We start from the raw sequence: 16,120 nt of genomic DNA, 5'->3' as shown, positions 1-16,120 counted from the left end.
GCCGGCCGATCCCGCCTGGACCGCGTCCTCGGCATGATGGAATTGCTCTAGGACGCTGCCGCCGCAGGACGTTATAAGCGAGGCGGGCGCGCTCGGCGTCCGGGCGGGGGGCCCGGATCGCGACGGAGGGCCGCCCCAAGGGTGCGAGTGCAGACGATGGGCATCGATATCAGGACGGTCGGCATCATCGGTGCGGGGCAGATGGGCAGCGGTATCGCCCATGTCTGCGCCATGGCGGGACTCGACGTCCGCCTGAACGACCGCGACCCGGCCCGCATCCACAACGGCCTGGCCACGGTGGACGGCAACCTCGCGCGTCAGGTCGCCAAGGGCACCATCGCGGACGACCAGCGCCGCACGGCCGTCTCCCGCATCGTCGCGGCCGAGACCTTCGACGACCTCGCGCCCTGCGACCTCGTCATCGAGGCGGCGACCGAGGACGAATCGACCAAGCGCCAGATCTTCAGCACCCTGTGCGCCTCGCTGCGCCCGGATGCGCTGATCGCCACCAACACCTCGTCGATCTCGATCACCCGGCTGGCGGCCTCCACCGACCGGCCGGAGCGCTTCATCGGCATCCACTTCATGAACCCGGTGCCGGTGATGCAGCTCGTGGAGTTGATCCGCGGCATCGCCACCGAAGATCCGACCTACGAATCCGCGAAGGCCTTCATCGCCAAGCTCGGCAAGATCTCGACGATGTCGGAGGATTTCCCGGCCTTCATCGTCAACCGCATCCTGCTGCCGATGATCAACGAGGCGATCTACACGCTCTACGAGGGTGTCGGCTCGGTGGAATCCATCGACACGGCGATGCGGCTCGGGGCGAATCACCCGATGGGTCCGCTGCAGCTCGCCGACTTCATCGGCCTCGATACCTGCCTGTCGGTGATGCAGGTGCTCTACGAGGGACTGGCCGATTCGAAGTACCGGCCCTGCCCGCTGCTCGTGAAATATGTCGAGGCCGGCTGGCTCGGACGCAAATCCAAGCGCGGCTTCTACGACTACCGCGGCGAGACGCCCGTGCCGACCCGCTGAGGCGGACCGGCACGGGGTATTGGTCTTACTGCTTGTTGCCGTTGGCGGCCGGCTGGGCCGGGCTCGGATAGGCCGGGTTCGCGGCCGGCACCGAACCGGTGTTCGACGACGACGTGGCGTTCGAGCTGCCCTTGACCGAGCCCGTGACCTCCTGGCGGGAGGCGTCCTGGCTCTGGCTGGCATAGTCCTTCGGGGAATTCGCGCCCTGCCAGGTCATCAGACCGGTGATCGCGATCGCGAGCAGCACCAGGCTGGCCACGAGAACGTAGAGCACCGGCTTGCCGCGCTTGCCCTGCCGGGCTTCCTGACCGTGTAGATTCTCTGCCATGCGATCCTCGCTTGAACGGTCCCGAGGACCGCTGTTTCGACCCGAGCACCGGTTTGGGGACACGGCCTCGTGAGTCTTGCTCGGGTCTGAAACGCGACGGTCGAGAGCGGAGTTCCCGCCGAGGTCCGGCCTCAGCGGCCGGTGACGAGCATGATCTTGCCGAGATGGGCGCTGGATTCCATGAGTTCGTGCGCCTTGCGCGCCTCCTCCAGCGGGAAGGTGGCGTGGATCACCGGCCGGATGGTGCCGGCCTCCAGCAAAGGCCAGACATCGCGGGCGAGGCCCGCGGCGATCGCTGCCTTCTCGGCCTTGGGCCGGGCCCGGAGCGTCGCGCCGGTGAAGGTCAGGCGCTTCATCATGATCGGCGTCATGCTGAAGGCGTCGACCTTGTAGCCCTGCATGAAGGCGATCTGCACGAGGCGGCCCTCGATCGCCAGCGCCGAGAGGTTCTTGGCGAGGTAGGGCGCGCCGACCATGTCCAGGATCACGTCGACGCCGGTGCCGTCGGTCAGTCGCTTCACCTCCTCGACGAAGTCGGCCTCGCGATAGTTGATCGCGGCCTCGGCGCCGAGCTCACGGCAGAAGTCGCACTTCTCCGCCGAGCCGGCGGTGGCGAAGACGCGGGCCCCGTGGTGCCTGGCGATCTGGATCGCGGTCGAGCCGATGCCGCTCGATCCGCCATGGACGAGGAAGGCCTCGCCGGCCTTCAGGCGGCCGCGCTCGATCACGGTGCTGTAGACGGTGAAGTAATTTTCCGGCAGGCCGCCGGCCTCAACGAGCGAGAGCGAGGACGGCTTCGGCAGGCACTGGCCGATCTCCGCCACGGCGAACTCGGCATAGCCGCCGCTGATCACCAGGGCGCAGACCTCGTCGTCGACCGAGACGCCGGACACGCCCTCGCCGAGGCCGACGATGCGGCCGGCGACCTCGAGGCCCGGGATCTCGGTGGCGCCCTTCGGCGGCGGATACTTGCCCTCGCGCTGCTGGATGTCGGGCCGGTTGATGCCGGCCGCCACGACCTCGATCAGGACCTGGCCGGGCCCGGGCTGCGGCAGCGGCACCGTCTCAAGGGCGAGCACGTCCGGCCCGCCGGCCCCGGTGAAGCGGATCTGTCGCATGGTCTCGGGCAGGCTGGTCGTCATCGGGGTCTCCTCCTGGGTGCCCCGTCATGTGCCGCCCGTCGGGCGCTTGGCAAGGTCGTGCCGTGCGGGCGGCGGCCTCAGCGGGTGCCGTACATGCGGTCGCCCGCATCGCCGAGGCCCGGCACGATGTAGCCGTGGTCGTTGAGATGGCTGTCGATGGCGGCGGTCCAGACCGGCACGTCGGGATGGGCCGCCTGCAGGCGGGCGATCCCCTCGGGAGCCGCGAGCAGGCAGACGAAGCGCAGGTCCTGCGCCCCGCGCTGCTTCAACAGGTTGATCGCCGCCACCGCGGAGTTCGCCGTCGCCAGCATCGGGTCGAGCACCAGCACCGTCCGGTCGACGAGGTCCGAGGGCGCCTTGAAGTAGTATTCCACCGCCTCCAGCGTCTCGGGATCGCGGTAGAGCCCCACATGCGCCACCCGGGCGGACGGTACCAGGGACAGCATGCCGTCGAGGAAGCCGACCCCGGCGCGCAGGATCGGCGCCAGGACGAGCTTCTTACCCGCAATCTGCGGCGCCTCCATCGACTGGATCGGCGTCTCGATGGTCACGGTCTCGAGCGGCAGGTCGCGGGTGACCTCGTAGGCCAGCAGCATGCCGATCTCGTTGAGGATCTGGCGGAAGCCCTTGGTCGAGCGCTCGCGCTGGCGCAGCAGGGTCAGCTTGTGCTGCACGAGGGGGTGATCCACCACCCGGACGGTCGCGGCGGCTGCCTGCATCGCTGATCTCCATGAAGCCGAGGTCCGATCCAGGGCGCGGGGAGACCGAGGCAAGACCGGGACCGGTTTTCTAGAGCATCGCGGCAGCCCGAGCGAGGGTGTTCGCTCCGGTCTCGCCCACGAAAAAGGGCTCCCGGCTCGAAGCCGGAAGCCCGCGTGTCGGTGCGGTGCGGGCCCGCCGCTCAGACCGAGCGGGTGGTGTCCGCGCTGCGGCGCTTCTGCATGAAGGCGTCGAACTGCTCACGGTCCTTGGCCCGCTTCAGCTCCTCGACGAACTCGGCGAAGGCGCGGCTCTCTTCCTGCAGGGCGCGGCGCTGGGCGTCGAGCCGCTCGAGTTCGCTCCGGCGGTACTCGTCGAAGGCGCGGTTGCCCGTGATGCCGCCGCCGTTGGCGGCCTCGAAGGCCGCGGCGAAGCGCGAGCGCGTGGCGCCCGCGTTCCATGAGAGGCCGCGGCCGGCAAAGCCCCGCAGCTCGCTGAGCGCGGGATAGCCCGCGACCTTCCAGGCGATGTAGGCGGCCGCCAGGGGCCACCAGTAGACGAACGCGACGACGATCGCGCCGATTTCCAGGGACCGCTTGGGGAAGGGGCCGCTACGGCAGACCTTCCCGGTGGTGAAGGGAGAGGAAGAGAAGCTCACGGCTCACGGCTCCGATGTAAATGTGAACGACATTCACTTGCGGATGGTCGGGCACGCTTTCAAGGGGTCCCTGGCCCGAGGGCTCGTCGGCCGCCGGTCCTTATTCGCGCGGGCGCCCGCCGCTCGCCGCCCCGTGCACGAGGGCGAGCACCCCGGCGCGCAGGAGTTCGTACTTGTCCGGCATCCCGGCCGCCCTCGGCAGGTGCCCGGAGGCGGACAGGGTGGCGAGGCCGTGCGCCAGCGCCCAGACCTCCAGGGCGATGAAGCGCGGCGGCGCGCCGCCGAACCCCTCGGGAAAGGTCGATTGCAGCGCCTCGACGAGGAGGTCGAACGGGCTCGGCCGAGGGCTCGCGACCTCGTTCGGCACGGCGGCGGCGAGGCCGCGGGTCTCGAAGATCGCCGCGTAGTAGCCCGGCTCCTCCTCGGCGAAGGCGAGGTAGGCCTCGCCCATCCGGGTGAAGCGCTCGAGCGGCGTGCCCTTCGCGGTCAGCGCCCGGGCGAGACGCTCGGCGAGGTCGGCGAAGCCCCGGCCGGCAACCTCCTCGAGCAGGGCCTCCCGGCCGCGGAAGTGGCGGTAGAGGGCCGCAGGCGTGACGCCGACCAGGCGCGCGGCGTCCACCAGCGTGAAGCCGCCGATCCCGCGCTCGGCGATGAAGCGGCGCGCGGCCTCGATCAGCGCCTCCTTGAGGTTGCCGTGGTGGTAGCTTCGCCGGTCGCCCGGTCCTTCGCGCCAGTGCCGCACCCCAAACTCCTCGTCCCGGCTCCGAATCGACATGACCGGCCGGATCGGCCCAAGGTTCCCCCAAACGGCCCCTCCCCTAGCACGAAGGGACAGGCTTTCGCGCGCCCTGCCGATCCCAGGTCGGTCCCTTGACGGCCTCAGGCCGGTGCATTTCGAACCGGCCCGGCGCCGTGCAGCCCTCCGATCGCCGTATCCGCTAGTGAGATCACGCGAATTTGCCGCCGGCCACCTTGCCGCAAGCCTTGCTTTGAACGCATGGTATTAACGATTCAGAAACATGTGGATGCGGGCCGGGTGCCGTGGGGGATCGATGGGAGATCGATCGAGCCAGGACGAGTTCGAGGCCCTGACGGACCTGATCTACGAGTCCGCGGTGCTGCCCGAGCTGTGGCCGGCGGTGCTCGACCGGCTGGCGCAGATCGCCGGGGCCCAGGGCACCGTGCTGATTGCCGCCGACCTCGAATCGCACCGCTGGATCAATTCGGAATCCCTCGATCAGGTCATGGCGGATTTCGCCTCCGGCGGCTGGGCCAGCGCCGGACAGCGGACGGCCAAGCTCCTCGGCGCCCGGCATGCCGGCTTCATCCGCGAGGAGGACGTGTACACCGCGGAGGAGCTGGAGCAGGACGTGCTGATCCAGCAGTTCCTGCGTCCGCGCGGCCTGGGCTGGGGCGTCGCCACCGCCTGCCCACTCAGCACCGGAGACACGCTGATCTTCAGCATCGAGCGTCGCTACGCCGACGGCCCGGTGCCCCATGCGGCGACCGGGATTCTCGATACCCTCCGCCCGCATCTAGGCCGGGCGGCGCTGGTCTCGGCGCGGCTGAAGCTGGAACGCGCGCGGGCGGCGGTGACCGCCCTGGAGGTGATGGGCCTGCCCGCGGCGGTCCTGTCCGCCAACGGACGCCTGCACGACCGCAATGTGGGCTTTGCCGGCCTCGTCCCGCGCGTGGTGCGGGACCATCGCGAGCGGGTGAGTCTCGCCCATTCGGGAGCCGACGCGCTGCTGGCGGACGTGATCGCCGGGCGGCGGGCGCAGGCGGCGCGGTCGATCCCGATCCCGGCGGACGGCGACGATCCCGCGATGGTCATGCACCTGCTGCCCATGCGCGGCCTCGCCCAGGACGTCTTCGGTGGCGGCACCCTGCTGATGGTCGCCGCGCCGGTCCTGCCGCGCCCGGTCCCCGGCACCGAACTCCTGGCGGGGCTGTTCGACCTCACCGCCGCCGAGGCGCGCATCGCGCGGGGCATCGCGGACGGCGCCACCATCTCGATCCTCGCCACGCAGCAGAGCGTGGCCCAGGAAACCATCCGCAGTCAGGTCAAGGCGATCTTCGCCAAGACCGGCGTCACCCGCCAGGTCGACCTGGCGCGCCTGATCTCCGGCTTCAGCCTGGTGCGGTGACTCCGCCTTCAGGGAAGCTCGAAGTCTTCAGCGAGCGTTCTGGACGCGGGGGCGCGGGGCCGCGAGGGCGCGGAACAGGATGACGTTCGAGAGATCGTACCGGGCGGACGGATCGCCGAGATCGGGGACCCGCCGGACTTCGCCGGGCAGCACCTCGTCGGTCGGCGTCGCGTCGGACAGGCGTCGGGCGGGGGAAATCTGACCCGGCAGAGTCTGATCCTGCAGACCCTGGCCCGGAAACGCCGTCGGCGCCGGACTGATCAGGCATGCGATCACCCGATCGCTCGTCCCACGCTCCACATGTCGTGCGAGCCGCCGGCGCATCCACGGTGCCATCGTCCACCTCTCGAGCATGACCACCCTCGCTGCTTGATCCCTGCGACAGTGAAGCGCGGGGGCGCGAGGGGTTCATCCCCCATTTGGGGGAGAGTGAAGATTCCTTCGCCGTAACGCGGGATTTGTCACAAATCCTTCATAGCAGGCCCCGCAAGCTCGGTCCTTCGGCCCCGTGCCGTCACAGGCGAAACAGCGAGCCCGCCCGCTCGAGCGCCTCTTTCTTGGCGAGCCGTGCCGCCTCCAGGCGCTCGACCTCGGTGCGCAGGAGGGCGATCCGTTCCTCGAGATCCTCGACCGACAACGTGTCGAGCGGTTCGCCGACCCGGTGCGCGATCGCCTGCCGTGTCGGGCGGTCGTCGTCGTCCCTCATGATGGTCCCCTCGTCGTCCGTCAGAGCCAGGATGTCCCGGCATCGAGCCGCGCCACCCCGAGGTGGTGCGCCAGGGTTGCGCCGATATCGGCGAAACTCTCGCGCCGGCCGAGGGGTCCGGGCGCGAGGCCGGGGCCGAAGGCCAGCACGGGAACCTGTTCGCGGGTGTGCTCGGTTCCGCCCCAGGTCGGGTCGTTGCCGTGGTCGGCGGTGATCACGCAGAGATCGCCGGGGCGGAGGACGTCCCGGATCTCGGGCAGGCGGGCATCGAAGCGTTCGAGTTCGGCGGCGTAGCCCGGCACGTCCCGGCGGTGGCCGTACTCGGTGTCGAAATCCACGAGGTTGAGGAAGACAAGACCGCCCTCCGGCATACCCGCGAAGGCCGCGAGGGCCGCATCGAGGCAGGCGGCGTTGCCGCCGGGCTTGATCTCCCGGCCCGTCGCCCGATGGGCGTAGATGTCGCCGATCTTACCGACGCTGACGACGCTGCGGCCGGCGCCATCCAGCACGTCCAGCAAGGTCCGGCCCGGCGGCTCCACCGCGTAGTCCTTACGGTTGGCGGTGCGCCGGAAGCCGTCCGCGGCGCTGCCGGCGAAAGGACGGGCGATGACCCGGCCGACCCGGTAGGCGTCGCAGAGCTCGCGGGCGATCCGGCAGGTGGCGTAGAGGCGCTCCAGACCAAAGCTCTCCTCGTGCGCGGCGATCTGGAAGACGCTGTCGGCGGAGGTGTAGCAGATCGGCATGCCCGTCCGGACGTGCTCGGCGCCGAGGTCGTCGATGATCGCGACGCCGGCGGCGTGGCGGTTGCCGAGGATGCCGGGCAGGCCGGCCTGCGCGATCAGCGCCCGCGTGAGTTCGTCCGGGAAGGTCGGCACCGCCACGGGAAAGTAGCCCCAGGGCTCCCGCACCGGAACGCCGGTGATCTCCCAATGGCCCGAGGGCGTGTCCTTTCCGGCGGCGGTCTCGACCGCGTGGCCGTAGGCCCCGGCCGGCGCCCCGGTGAAATTGAGGCCCGGCGGCACCGTTCCGGTGGCGCCCTTCGCCGCCAGGCCGAGGCCGAGGCGGGCGAGGTTCGGGAGGGCCAGCGGACCCTGCCGCAAGCCCGCCCGGTCGGCGCGGCCCTCGGCGCAGGCATGGGCGATGTGCCCGACCGTGTCCGAGCCGGCATCGCCGTAGCGCTCGGCATCCGGGGCGCCGCCGATGCCGACGGAGTCGAGCACGATGAGGAAGGCGCGTGCCATGGGGCTTCCGCTCAGGCCGGGATCGGGTCGGCGACGGCGTCGCTCTGGAGATCGAAGGCGGCGGCGAACAGCGCCTGGGTGTAGGCGGTCTTCGGCGCGGCGAAGATCTCCTCGGCCGGGCCTTCCTCGACCACGCGGCCGTTCTGCATCACCAGGACGTAGTTCGCCAGGGCCCGGACCACCTTCAGGTCGTGGCTGATGAAGAGGTAGGCGAGGCCGCGCTCGCGCTGGAGATCGCGCAGGAGGGTGACGATCTGGGCCTGGACCGAGCGGTCGAGGGCCGAGGTCGGCTCGTCGAGGACGACGAATTTCGGCTTGAGCACGATGGCGCGGGCGATGGCGATGCGCTGGCGCTGGCCACCGGAGAATTCGTGCGGGTAGCGGTTCATGGTCGCCGGATCGAGGCCGACATCGGTGAGCGCCTTGGCGACCACCGCCTCCCGCTCGGCCCGGTTCCTGACCGCGCCCTGCACCACCAGCCCCTCGGCGACGATGTCGGCCACCGTCATGCGCGGCGAGAGCGAGCCGTAGGGGTCCTGGAAGACCACCTGCATGTCGCGGCGGACCTGCCGCATCGCGGCGGGCGGAAGGCCGGCGATAGAGCGGCCGAGGAAGACGATCGGGCCCTCGCATCCGGTCAGGCGCAGCAGCGCGAGGCCGAGGGTGGTCTTGCCGGAGCCGGATTCGCCGACGACGCCCACGGTCTCGCCGGCCCGGACCCGCAGGGAGACGCCGTCCACCGCCTTCACGTGGCTGGTGGTCCGGCGCAGCAGGCCCTCGCGGATCGGGAACCAGACCTTGAGGGGGCCGGCCTCCAGCAGGTGCGCGGCATCCGCCGGCACCGGGTTGGCCCGGCCCTTCGGCTCCGAGGCCAGGAGGCGGCGGGTGTAGTCGTGCTGCGGCCGGGCGAAGATCTCCGCCACCGGGCCGGCCTCCACGATGCGGCCGGCGAGCATGACGCAGACGGTGTCGGCGATGCGCTGCACGATGCCGAGGTCGTGGGTGATGAACAGCATCGCCATGCCGAGGCGCTTCTGGAGGTCGGCCAGCAGGGTCAGGATCTGCGCCTGCACCGTCACGTCGAGGGCGGTGGTGGGCTCGTCGGCCACCAAGAGGTCCGGCTCGCAGGCCAGCGCCATGGCGATCATGACGCGCTGGCGCTGGCCGCCCGAGAGCTCGTGCGGGTAGGCGTTCAAGCGCCGCTCGGCATCGCGCAGGCCGACGAGTTCGAGCAGCTCGAGGATGCGCGCCCGCGCCTTGCGGCCCGACAGGCCGCGATGCACCTCCAGCACCTCGCCGATCTGCCGCTGGATGGTGTGCAGCGGGTTCAGCGAGGTCATCGGCTCCTGGAACACCATGGTGATGTCGGCGCCGCGGATGCCCCGGAGGCGCTTCTCCGGCAGGGTGAGCAGGTCCGCGCCCTTGAACAGGATGCGGCCGCCGGGATGGGTGGCGCTCCCGTCGAGGAGGCGCAGGATCGAGAGGGCGGTGACCGACTTGCCCGAGCCGGATTCGCCGACGAGGGCCAGGGTCTCGCCGGCGGCGATGCTGAAGCTGACGCGATCGACGGCGCGGGTCTCGCGCTCCCGCGAGCGGAAGGCGACCGACAGGTCCTGAACGTCGAGGAGCGTTTCGGGCATCGCGGCATGTTCCGAGCGCGGCGGAGGTTGTCGCCCCATGGGTTATAGCGTGGGCATCCGGGATCGGCGAACGCCGATGCGCCGCGGGCGGCGGCCTTTGTAATTGATCGGCGGCGCGGGCGCTCTACAACCCGCCCGTGACCCCATTCCGCCGCCGCCTCCCCGCCACCCTCCTGATCCTCTGTCTCGCGGTCGGCTTCGCGCCGCGGCCCGCGCGCGCCGCCGCGGAGGGCGCGACCGAGACGGTGGAGCAGGCCCTGTGCCGGCTGATCGAGGGGTCGGCCCGGGCGCGCGGCCTGCCCGTGCCGTTCCTGACGCGGCTGATCTGGCGCGAGAGCGCCTTCCGCGTCGGCGCGGTCAGTCCCGTCGGTGCGCAGGGCGTCGCCCAGTTCATGCCCGGCACGGCCCGCGAGCGCGGCCTCACCGATCCCTTCGACCCCGAGCAGGCGATCCCGCACGCCGCCCATCTCCTCGCCGACTTGAACCGGCAGTTCGGCAATCTCGGCCTCGCCGCGGCCGCCTATAACGGCGGGCCCGGCCGGGTCTCGGCCTGGCTCGCGGGCACCGGCGGCCTGCCCACCGAAACCCGCAACTACGTGCTGGCGATCACCGGCTCGCCCGCCGAGGCCTGGCGCCCGGGCGCGGCGGTGGAGATGCCGGAGGGCGAGGAACCGAAGAAGGATGCGCCCGCGAAGGACGCTTCGAAGAAGAACCTCGAGGGCAAGGAGGCCGGGGCCGGACCCGAGACCAAGCCCGAGACCGAGATGAGCTGCCTCAAGGTGACGGCAGCCCTGCGCATTCCGTCGCGCGGCGACCGCTTCGCCCTTGGCGGCAACGAGGGACCGGCGGCGCCCTGGGGCATCCAGCTCGCCGGGAACTTCTCGAAGTCCCTGGCCCTGCAGAGCTTCGCCCGGACACGGAAGCTCTACACAAGCGTCATCGGCGATGTTCGTCCGATGATCATCGGCACCCGCCTGCGCAGCCGCGGCACCCGCGCCTTCTACCGCATCCGCATCCCGGCCCAGAGCCGCGAGGCCGCCGACGGCCTGTGCGGCCGGATCCGCCAGGTCGGAGGGGCCTGCCTCGTGCTCAGAACCTGATCGGGAGGCCGATCGGTCCGAAGCGTCGCGATGGCCCCGAGAAACCCCAACTGCGCCATGAATCCGCCGCGCCAGCCCTGTCACAGGGGGGACGCGCCCCAACAGAGAGTTGCATGACCCGGGTTCTTGCCGTCCTTGCCAGCCTCGCCGGTCTCGCGCTCGTCGCGCTCGGCATCACGGCCTGCTCGCCCCTCGCCTTCTTCGACGCGATCGGGCCCCGCGACCAGGGCGGCCGCCTCAGCCTCAAGGACGCGGCGTTCGGCGCCCATCCGCGCCAGCGCCTGGACGTCTTCACCCCCGTGGCCGGCTCCGCAGGGGCGCCCGTGCTGGTGTTCTTCTACGGCGGCTCCTGGAAAAACGGCTCGAAGGAGGATTACGCTTTCGTCGGCCAGGCCCTCGCGGCCCAGGGCTTCGTGACGGTGCTGCCGGATTACCGGCTCTATCCGGAGGTCCGCTTCCCCGATTTCCTCGACGACGGGGCCCAGGCCCTGGCCTGGGTCGAGCAGAACATCGCCGCCTATGGCGGCGACCCGAGCCGGATCGTCCTCGCGGGCCACTCGGCGGGCGCCTACAACGCGGTGATGCTGGGTCTGAACCCGGCCTACCTGCGCCGGGCCGGGGTCGACCCCCGCGTGGTCCGCGCCGTGGCCGGCCTGTCCGGACCCTACGACTTCCTGCCCCTCGATGCCGGCACCGCCACGGAGTTGTTCGGCGAGGCGCCCGACAAGGCCGCGACCCAGCCGATCACCTTCGCGGGCCCGCACTCGCCGCCGGCCTTCCTCGCCTCCGGCGACGGCGACACCACGGTGCGGCCCTCCAACACCCGCAACCTCGCCGCCCGCCTGCGCGCCGCCCGGGTGCCGGTGCAGGAGCGGATCTATGCCGGGCTCGACCACGCCGATACGCTTCTGGTGCTGTCCGTGACTTTCCGCTCGAAGGCGCCGGAACTCGCCGAGATGGCGGCCTTCCTGCGCCAGCATGCCGGCGACCGGCCGCAGCAGGCGCGGATGACCTCCCACTAGGGCATCGTCTTCACGCGAGCCGGCATCCACCGCGCTCGAAAATGCTCGAGGGGCTCAGGCGCCGCGCAGTGCCTCTCGCGCCCGGCGGTGGTCCGGCGCCTCCGAGAAGGCCCGGTGCATCGCCGACCAGAGCGGCGTGCGGGCGAAGGTCTCGTCGAGCGGCAGGGCGCGCTGGAGCAGGCCGTCGGCGCGCCGGCGCTCCGGATTGGTGTTCAGCCAGCTGTTGCGGTTGGTGATGTCCCAGGTGAGGACGTCGAGCACGGCCGCCTCGTCCAGCACCACGTCGAGGAACCGTCGGGCGAGGTCGGACACCGCCCGGTCGCGGGCCGCCAGATCGGCCGGGTAGGTCCGGTCGTTGATGTCGAATTCCGTGATCTCGATGGCAAGGCCGAGGCCGGCGACCTCCCGCAGGAAGCGCCGGAGCTTCTCCTGGTTCAGCGGGTGCTTGGCGTAGAGGTGGCCCTGCAGGCCGAGGCGACGGATCGGCACGCCGCGCCGGCGCATCCCCTCGAGGGTGCGCAGCACCATCGTGCGGCGCTGGTCGATCCAGTCCGCGTCGAGCTCGAGATCGTTCTCGTTCCAGACCCCAGCGGCGTCCGGCGCGACCGCGTGCTGGATGCGGAAGGCGAGATCGACGTAGCCCGGTCCCAGCGCCTCGAGCCAGGGCGTGCGCCGCAGCCCGTCGGCGCGTCCGTCCTGGGGCCCGCAGATCTCGTTGACGACGTCCCAGGCCTCGATGCGGCCGCGATAGCGCCCGGCCATGGCGCCGATCCAGCGCCGCAGGAAGGCCTCGCCCTCCCCCGTCGCGAGCCGGGCCGCCACCCAGGCCGGCAGGCGCTCGTGCCAGACCAGGGTGTGGCCGCGCAGGCGCTGGCGGTTGCCCTCCGCGAAGGCCACCACCTCGTCCGCATAGGTGAAGTCGAGGGCATCCGGCGCGCGCCAGGCATAGGTCAGCTTCATCGCGTTCTCGGACACGAGGAGGCCGGCCTCCCGCGCCAGCGCCCGGCCATAGGCCGGGTCCTGCCGCAGGGTCACGCCGTTCACCGCCGAGCCATAGGCCAGGCCCTTGCGCGCGGCCGCCGCCTGGAGGCTGTCGGCGGACCAGGATGGCGACCCGGCGGAGGCGGGGCCTCCAGTCGCGCCGGGGCTCCTGGCGAAGGCGGGACTCGCCGCGAGGCCGAGGGCGCCGGCGAGGACGGCCCGGCGGGAGGGCCCGCTTCGGCTCACGCCCCTACGGTCTCGCGCTCCGGCGGAATCACCCGGGGGCGGCGGTCCGCGCCGATCGCCACAAAGGTGAACAGCCCCTCCGTCACCTTCATGGTCTCCTCGCCCTCGCGCTCGCGGCGCCAGACCTCGACCTGGATGCCCATGGAGGTGCGGCCGACCCGCACGATCCAGGCATAGATGCTGACCTCGTCGCCGACGATGACGGGGCGGTGGAAGGTCATCGCCTCCACCGAGATCGTGGCGCAGCGGCCCCGGGAGCGCCGGGCCGCGATGTTGCCGGCGGCGAGATCCATCTGCCCCATCAGCCAGCCGCCGAAGATGTCGCCGGCCGGGTTGGTGTCGGCCGGCATCGCGATGGTGCGGACCACCGGCGGTCCACGGTCCTCGGGCTGGCGCGGTTCGGGGGCGTCGGTCGTCATGGGGAACGGTCTCTGGTTGCGCCGGGCCCGACGCAAGGCGCGCGCCGAACCCGTTCCGTCTCATACCCGGCCGCGCTCCGGCGAGCGACCGCCCGCCCACACGGCCGGCCCCGCCTGTAACGGGCTGCCGTCAGTCGACGGCCCGCGTCCCGGCCAGCATCGCGTCGCGCATCTGGCGTAGGCATTGCAGGTGCGCGCGGTAGCTGACGAAGGTCTCCTCCTTGTCGGCGATGTCCTCGTGCATCTCCAGGGCATCGATGATGCGGCCCGCCTGCCGGCTGAGACTTTGCTCGGCGGCCATGATGTGCCGGTTGAGGGCCAGAAGATGGTCGATCCATCCGGTATTGGTCGTGATCATGTCGCGCCCGTCGCGGTTTCGATGAATGGGTCGGATGTGAAAGCTTTGACCGTCGGGTTTGCGGCACCGGCCCCGGGGCCGTCCGGGCCTTCGCCGGCCGAACGTCGGGTTCGGGCCGTCGGACCGCATGCATGACCGAAACCCCGCAGGCGGTACGGCCGTGGCCGCCCTACTGGACCAGCACGGCCTGGTCGCAGCGCGTGCCTTCCACGGCGAGATCGGCGTAGCCGAGGCGGAGCCCGAGAACGCGCAGCGTGTTGTCGAGGACCTTGTCCAGGGCGGGGGTCACGCCGGCGAGCGCGGTCGCGACCGTGCTCTTGACGAGACCGGGCGCCAGGAGGCCGACGCCGTTCACCTGCAGGTCGAGGTCGCCGATCAGCCGACCGGTCAGGGATTGCGCGTATCCGGTGGCCGAGACCGAACGGACGGTGTGGCGGGTGATGTCGTCGTCGCTGAAGGTCACGGACTGCGCCGCCGGGCTGCCCAGGGTGAGGCGGCTGCGGCCGGTGACCGACAGCGCGGGGGCAATCCGCAGCAGGGTCGCCGGCTGATCGAGGTCCGGGGTGCGGGCATTCGGATCGAGGAGCGTCTTCGGAATGTCGGCGACCGCGAGATCGGCCACACCGGTCTGGGCGTCGACGACGACTTGGCGGCCCTGTCGGCTCGACCAGGGGCATGTCACAGAACGCAGGCGGCCCTGCGCCTTCGCGACCTGAACATAGAGCGGCAGCCGCAGCGTGCCGAGATCCAGGGGCAGGGTCAGGCTGGCCTCGACGAGAAGCCGGATCTGCGCCGTCGTCACCGTGGCCTTGGCGCTGCCGGGCTGGACGTAGCCGGAACTCTGGCGCTTCTCTCCGATCCCCAGGGTGACCTGCGTTCGCAGCAGGCCCGGCACGTTTGCGCCGAGATCGGCCGAGACCTGGCGATCGCCGTTGGCGACCATGAGCGCGGCCGACAGGGTGTCCATCAGGCCTATCGACGGTCCTTTCACCCCAGTGCCCGGCGCGAGGCTCGCCGAATCGCCGAGATCGATGATCTGGCCGAGCCGGACCGTGCCGCCGACGCCCCGGGCCACGCCGCTCAACTGCGCGAGGGCGGCTGCGGCGGCGCCGTTGCCCGCCGTCGCGGCCGCGACCGACTGCAGCGCCGAGAGCACCTGTCCCAGCGTCGCGTTCGCCGCCACCACGTCGTTGTAGTTGTCGACCTTGAGACCGAGCGTGGGCTGGAGGGCGTCGAGCACGCGGAACCCGTCGACCTGCGCCGCCGCCAGCGCCTCGTAGTCGCTGACCGACAGGGAGACGGGTTTGCCCAGCAGCGCGCCGAAGAGGCCGTTGATGACGCCGGCATCCAGGCGCATCAACCCGGACCCGATGTTGAAGGACGCGAACCGCGCCGAGGCCGCGGTCCCGCGCACATCGATCTGCACGTCGCGCTTGAAGCCGATTGCGGGTGCGAAGAAGGTCGGCGTCCGCGTGCGCAGATCCACCCGGACGGCACTCGGCGCGGCCGCGTTGGGGACGAAGCGGTCCGCGACGGGGACTTTGGCATCGCCCACGTAGATTCCGGGCTGGACCTTGATCACCGTCTCGGCGCCGAAGCCGTTATCGGCCAGGGACTGGCGTGCCAGCAGGTCGGCGCGCTGCGGATCGGACGCCGCGAGGGTCGCGGCGAGATCGACCGCCCCCTGCGCCTTGCGGCGGGCCACCACCATCGCCCCGTAATCGACGCCGATCGCCGTCGCGGCGAGGAGCGTGGAGAGGGCCAGAGCCGTGAAGATCGCGACGGCGCCGCGCTCGTCGCGTGCGATGCGGCCGATCATAGCCCGCCCCGGCGCACGTTCACCGTGCTCTGGATGAGATCCGGCGGCAGGGGAATCAGGCCCGAGAACCCGGAGAAGCCGAGCGACTTCGCATCGAAGGTCAGGGTCACGGTGAAGAGGGACGCATCCGCCGGGTTCGGTCCGACCGACACCAGCACTGTGCCGGGCTTGAACATCGCCCCCTTGGTCAGGGCGTCCGCGACCCGCCGGCGGGCGAGGTCGATCCGCTCCTGGTCGCTGACGCCGGCGATCGAGGCACGGGCCGCTTCCGAGGCGATATGCTTCAGGTTGTGCGACGCACCGAGGTAGATTCCGAAGGCGACCATACCGGCGAAAAGGGCCAGCAATACTGGAACGATCAACGCGAACTCGATTGCGGCGTTACCGTCTTGCTCTGAAAGAATTCGACTCGTTATCATTGTATGATTGTCGACGTTTCGCATCGCCGAGCCTCCGACTCGCCCTCCGATCTCTTCGGATTACGCGACGATCACACCGATTTTATAATGGAATCTTTCCGCCAAAATTCGGAAGCGCCGGAAAACTATGACGGTAAGAAAGGAATATTTGCGCCGG

The 16,120-nt window shown here is 70.8% G+C and carries 18 protein-coding genes; 4 read left to right on the top strand and 14 right to left on the bottom strand.

Features of this window, described 5'->3' with window-relative positions:
- Positions 1–156: 156 nt before the first annotated feature.
- Positions 157–1,038 carry a 3-hydroxybutyryl-CoA dehydrogenase gene (locus ACXJY8_RS02015; protein ID WP_463775725.1) on the top strand — a complete coding sequence of 294 codons (882 nt, stop codon included), beginning with the start codon at positions 157–159 and terminating at the stop codon, positions 1,036–1,038.
- Positions 1,039–1,063: 25 nt separating this feature from the next.
- On the opposite strand, the gene ACXJY8_RS02010 is transcribed toward ACXJY8_RS02015, so the two are convergent.
- The 5 genes from ACXJY8_RS02010 to ACXJY8_RS01990 form a co-directional block, all read right to left on the bottom strand.
- Complete coding sequence (locus ACXJY8_RS02010; protein ID WP_056222648.1) at positions 1,064–1,366, bottom strand: hypothetical protein; 303 nt, start codon at positions 1,364–1,366, stop codon at positions 1,064–1,066.
- Between the two features lie 131 nt (positions 1,367–1,497).
- A complete protein-coding gene (locus ACXJY8_RS02005; protein ID WP_463775723.1) occupies positions 1,498–2,508 on the bottom strand; it encodes an NAD(P)H-quinone oxidoreductase in 1,011 nt (336 codons plus the stop codon).
- A gap of 77 nt (positions 2,509–2,585) precedes the next feature.
- The gene (upp, locus tag ACXJY8_RS02000) at positions 2,586–3,227 is read right to left on the bottom strand and encodes a uracil phosphoribosyltransferase (protein WP_055951992.1); all 642 of its coding nucleotides are present in this window, start codon (positions 3,225–3,227) and stop codon (positions 2,586–2,588) included.
- 182 nt (positions 3,228–3,409) lie between these two features.
- A complete protein-coding gene (locus tag ACXJY8_RS01995) occupies positions 3,410–3,865 on the bottom strand; it encodes a DUF2852 domain-containing protein (protein ID WP_463775719.1) in 456 nt (151 codons plus the stop codon).
- Positions 3,866–3,965: 100 nt separating this feature from the next.
- The gene (locus ACXJY8_RS01990; protein WP_463780292.1) at positions 3,966–4,607 is read right to left on the bottom strand and encodes a TetR/AcrR family transcriptional regulator; all 642 of its coding nucleotides are present in this window, start codon (positions 4,605–4,607) and stop codon (positions 3,966–3,968) included.
- A 310-nt stretch (positions 4,608–4,917) separates the two neighbouring features.
- Between ACXJY8_RS01990 and ACXJY8_RS01985 the strand changes: the two genes are divergently transcribed.
- The gene (locus tag ACXJY8_RS01985) at positions 4,918–6,012 is read left to right on the top strand and encodes a helix-turn-helix transcriptional regulator (RefSeq protein ID WP_463775715.1); all 1,095 of its coding nucleotides are present in this window, start codon (positions 4,918–4,920) and stop codon (positions 6,010–6,012) included.
- Between the two features lie 27 nt (positions 6,013–6,039).
- Here the strand turns inward: ACXJY8_RS01985 and ACXJY8_RS01980 are convergent, their stop codons facing one another.
- From ACXJY8_RS01980 to ACXJY8_RS01965, 4 genes are all read right to left on the bottom strand, one after another.
- Positions 6,040–6,372 (bottom strand): hypothetical protein, encoded by a 333-nt coding sequence (locus tag ACXJY8_RS01980; protein WP_463775708.1) that lies wholly within the window; start codon positions 6,370–6,372, stop codon positions 6,040–6,042.
- 154 nt (positions 6,373–6,526) lie between these two features.
- Entirely contained in the window at positions 6,527–6,718 is a 192-nt protein-coding gene (locus ACXJY8_RS01975) for a DUF1192 domain-containing protein (RefSeq protein ID WP_463775704.1), read from the bottom strand.
- A 20-nt stretch (positions 6,719–6,738) separates the two neighbouring features.
- A complete protein-coding gene (locus ACXJY8_RS01970) occupies positions 6,739–7,959 on the bottom strand; it encodes a phosphopentomutase (RefSeq protein ID WP_463775701.1) in 1,221 nt (406 codons plus the stop codon).
- A gap of 11 nt (positions 7,960–7,970) precedes the next feature.
- On the bottom strand, positions 7,971–9,599 hold the full coding sequence (locus ACXJY8_RS01965) for an ABC transporter ATP-binding protein (RefSeq protein ID WP_463775699.1): 1,629 nt from the start codon (positions 9,597–9,599) through the stop codon (positions 7,971–7,973).
- A 137-nt stretch (positions 9,600–9,736) separates the two neighbouring features.
- Between ACXJY8_RS01965 and ACXJY8_RS01960 the strand changes: the two genes are divergently transcribed.
- Together ACXJY8_RS01960 and ACXJY8_RS01955 are read left to right on the top strand one after the other, a co-directional pair.
- A complete protein-coding gene (locus ACXJY8_RS01960) occupies positions 9,737–10,699 on the top strand; it encodes a lytic transglycosylase domain-containing protein (RefSeq protein WP_463775695.1) in 963 nt (320 codons plus the stop codon).
- 113 nt (positions 10,700–10,812) lie between these two features.
- Positions 10,813–11,721, top strand: coding sequence for an alpha/beta hydrolase (locus ACXJY8_RS01955; RefSeq protein ID WP_463775692.1), 909 nt, complete (start codon positions 10,813–10,815; stop codon positions 11,719–11,721).
- A 54-nt stretch (positions 11,722–11,775) separates the two neighbouring features.
- Here the strand turns inward: ACXJY8_RS01955 and ACXJY8_RS01950 are convergent, their stop codons facing one another.
- The 5 genes from ACXJY8_RS01950 to ACXJY8_RS01930 form a co-directional block, all read right to left on the bottom strand.
- Positions 11,776–12,948 carry an endo-1,4-beta-xylanase gene (locus tag ACXJY8_RS01950; RefSeq protein WP_463775689.1) on the bottom strand — a complete coding sequence of 391 codons (1,173 nt, stop codon included), beginning with the start codon at positions 12,946–12,948 and terminating at the stop codon, positions 11,776–11,778.
- The gene (locus tag ACXJY8_RS01945) at positions 12,945–13,367 is read right to left on the bottom strand and encodes an acyl-CoA thioesterase (protein ID WP_463775686.1); all 423 of its coding nucleotides are present in this window, start codon (positions 13,365–13,367) and stop codon (positions 12,945–12,947) included. Before ACXJY8_RS01945 ends, ACXJY8_RS01950 begins: the two co-directional genes overlap by 4 nt.
- 130 nt (positions 13,368–13,497) lie before the next feature.
- The gene (locus ACXJY8_RS01940) at positions 13,498–13,725 is read right to left on the bottom strand and encodes a hypothetical protein (protein WP_463775683.1); all 228 of its coding nucleotides are present in this window, start codon (positions 13,723–13,725) and stop codon (positions 13,498–13,500) included.
- Between the two features lie 169 nt (positions 13,726–13,894).
- Positions 13,895–15,544, bottom strand: coding sequence for a TadG family pilus assembly protein (locus ACXJY8_RS01935; RefSeq protein WP_463775681.1), 1,650 nt, complete (start codon positions 15,542–15,544; stop codon positions 13,895–13,897).
- On the bottom strand, positions 15,541–15,987 hold the full coding sequence (locus ACXJY8_RS01930) for a TadE/TadG family type IV pilus assembly protein (protein ID WP_463775679.1): 447 nt from the start codon (positions 15,985–15,987) through the stop codon (positions 15,541–15,543). The genes ACXJY8_RS01935 and ACXJY8_RS01930 overlap by 4 nt, the downstream gene beginning before the upstream one ends.
- Between the last annotated feature and the right edge of the window lie 133 nt (positions 15,988–16,120).

The organism is Methylobacterium sp. TK31, from assembly GCF_055361545.1.
This window is presented reverse-complemented; position numbering and strand designations above follow the sequence as displayed.

Excerpts from the sequence above, each read along its gene's own strand:
- ACXJY8_RS02015 (WP_463775725.1), top strand. The coding sequence starts at position 157 with ATGGGCATCGATATCAGGACGGTCGGCATCATCGGTGCGGGGCAGATG.
- ACXJY8_RS02005 (WP_463775723.1), bottom strand. The coding sequence starts at position 2,508 with ATGACGACCAGCCTGCCCGAGACCATGCGACAGATCCGCTTCACCGGG.
- upp (WP_055951992.1), bottom strand. The coding sequence starts at position 3,227 with ATGCAGGCAGCCGCCGCGACCGTCCGGGTGGTGGATCACCCCCTCGTG.
- ACXJY8_RS01985 (WP_463775715.1), top strand. The coding sequence starts at position 4,918 with ATGGGAGATCGATCGAGCCAGGACGAGTTCGAGGCCCTGACGGACCTG.
- ACXJY8_RS01975 (WP_463775704.1), bottom strand. The coding sequence starts at position 6,718 with ATGAGGGACGACGACGACCGCCCGACACGGCAGGCGATCGCGCACCGG.
- ACXJY8_RS02010 (WP_056222648.1), bottom strand. The coding sequence starts at position 1,366 with ATGGCAGAGAATCTACACGGTCAGGAAGCCCGGCAGGGCAAGCGCGGC.
- ACXJY8_RS01955 (WP_463775692.1), top strand. The coding sequence starts at position 10,813 with ATGACCCGGGTTCTTGCCGTCCTTGCCAGCCTCGCCGGTCTCGCGCTC.
- ACXJY8_RS01970 (WP_463775701.1), bottom strand. The coding sequence starts at position 7,959 with ATGGCACGCGCCTTCCTCATCGTGCTCGACTCCGTCGGCATCGGCGGC.
- ACXJY8_RS01965 (WP_463775699.1), bottom strand. The coding sequence starts at position 9,599 with ATGCCCGAAACGCTCCTCGACGTTCAGGACCTGTCGGTCGCCTTCCGC.
- ACXJY8_RS01945 (WP_463775686.1), bottom strand. The coding sequence starts at position 13,367 with ATGACGACCGACGCCCCCGAACCGCGCCAGCCCGAGGACCGTGGACCG.
- ACXJY8_RS01930 (WP_463775679.1), bottom strand. The coding sequence starts at position 15,987 with ATGCGAAACGTCGACAATCATACAATGATAACGAGTCGAATTCTTTCA.
- ACXJY8_RS01935 (WP_463775681.1), bottom strand. The coding sequence starts at position 15,544 with ATGATCGGCCGCATCGCACGCGACGAGCGCGGCGCCGTCGCGATCTTC.
- ACXJY8_RS01940 (WP_463775683.1), bottom strand. The coding sequence starts at position 13,725 with ATGATCACGACCAATACCGGATGGATCGACCATCTTCTGGCCCTCAAC.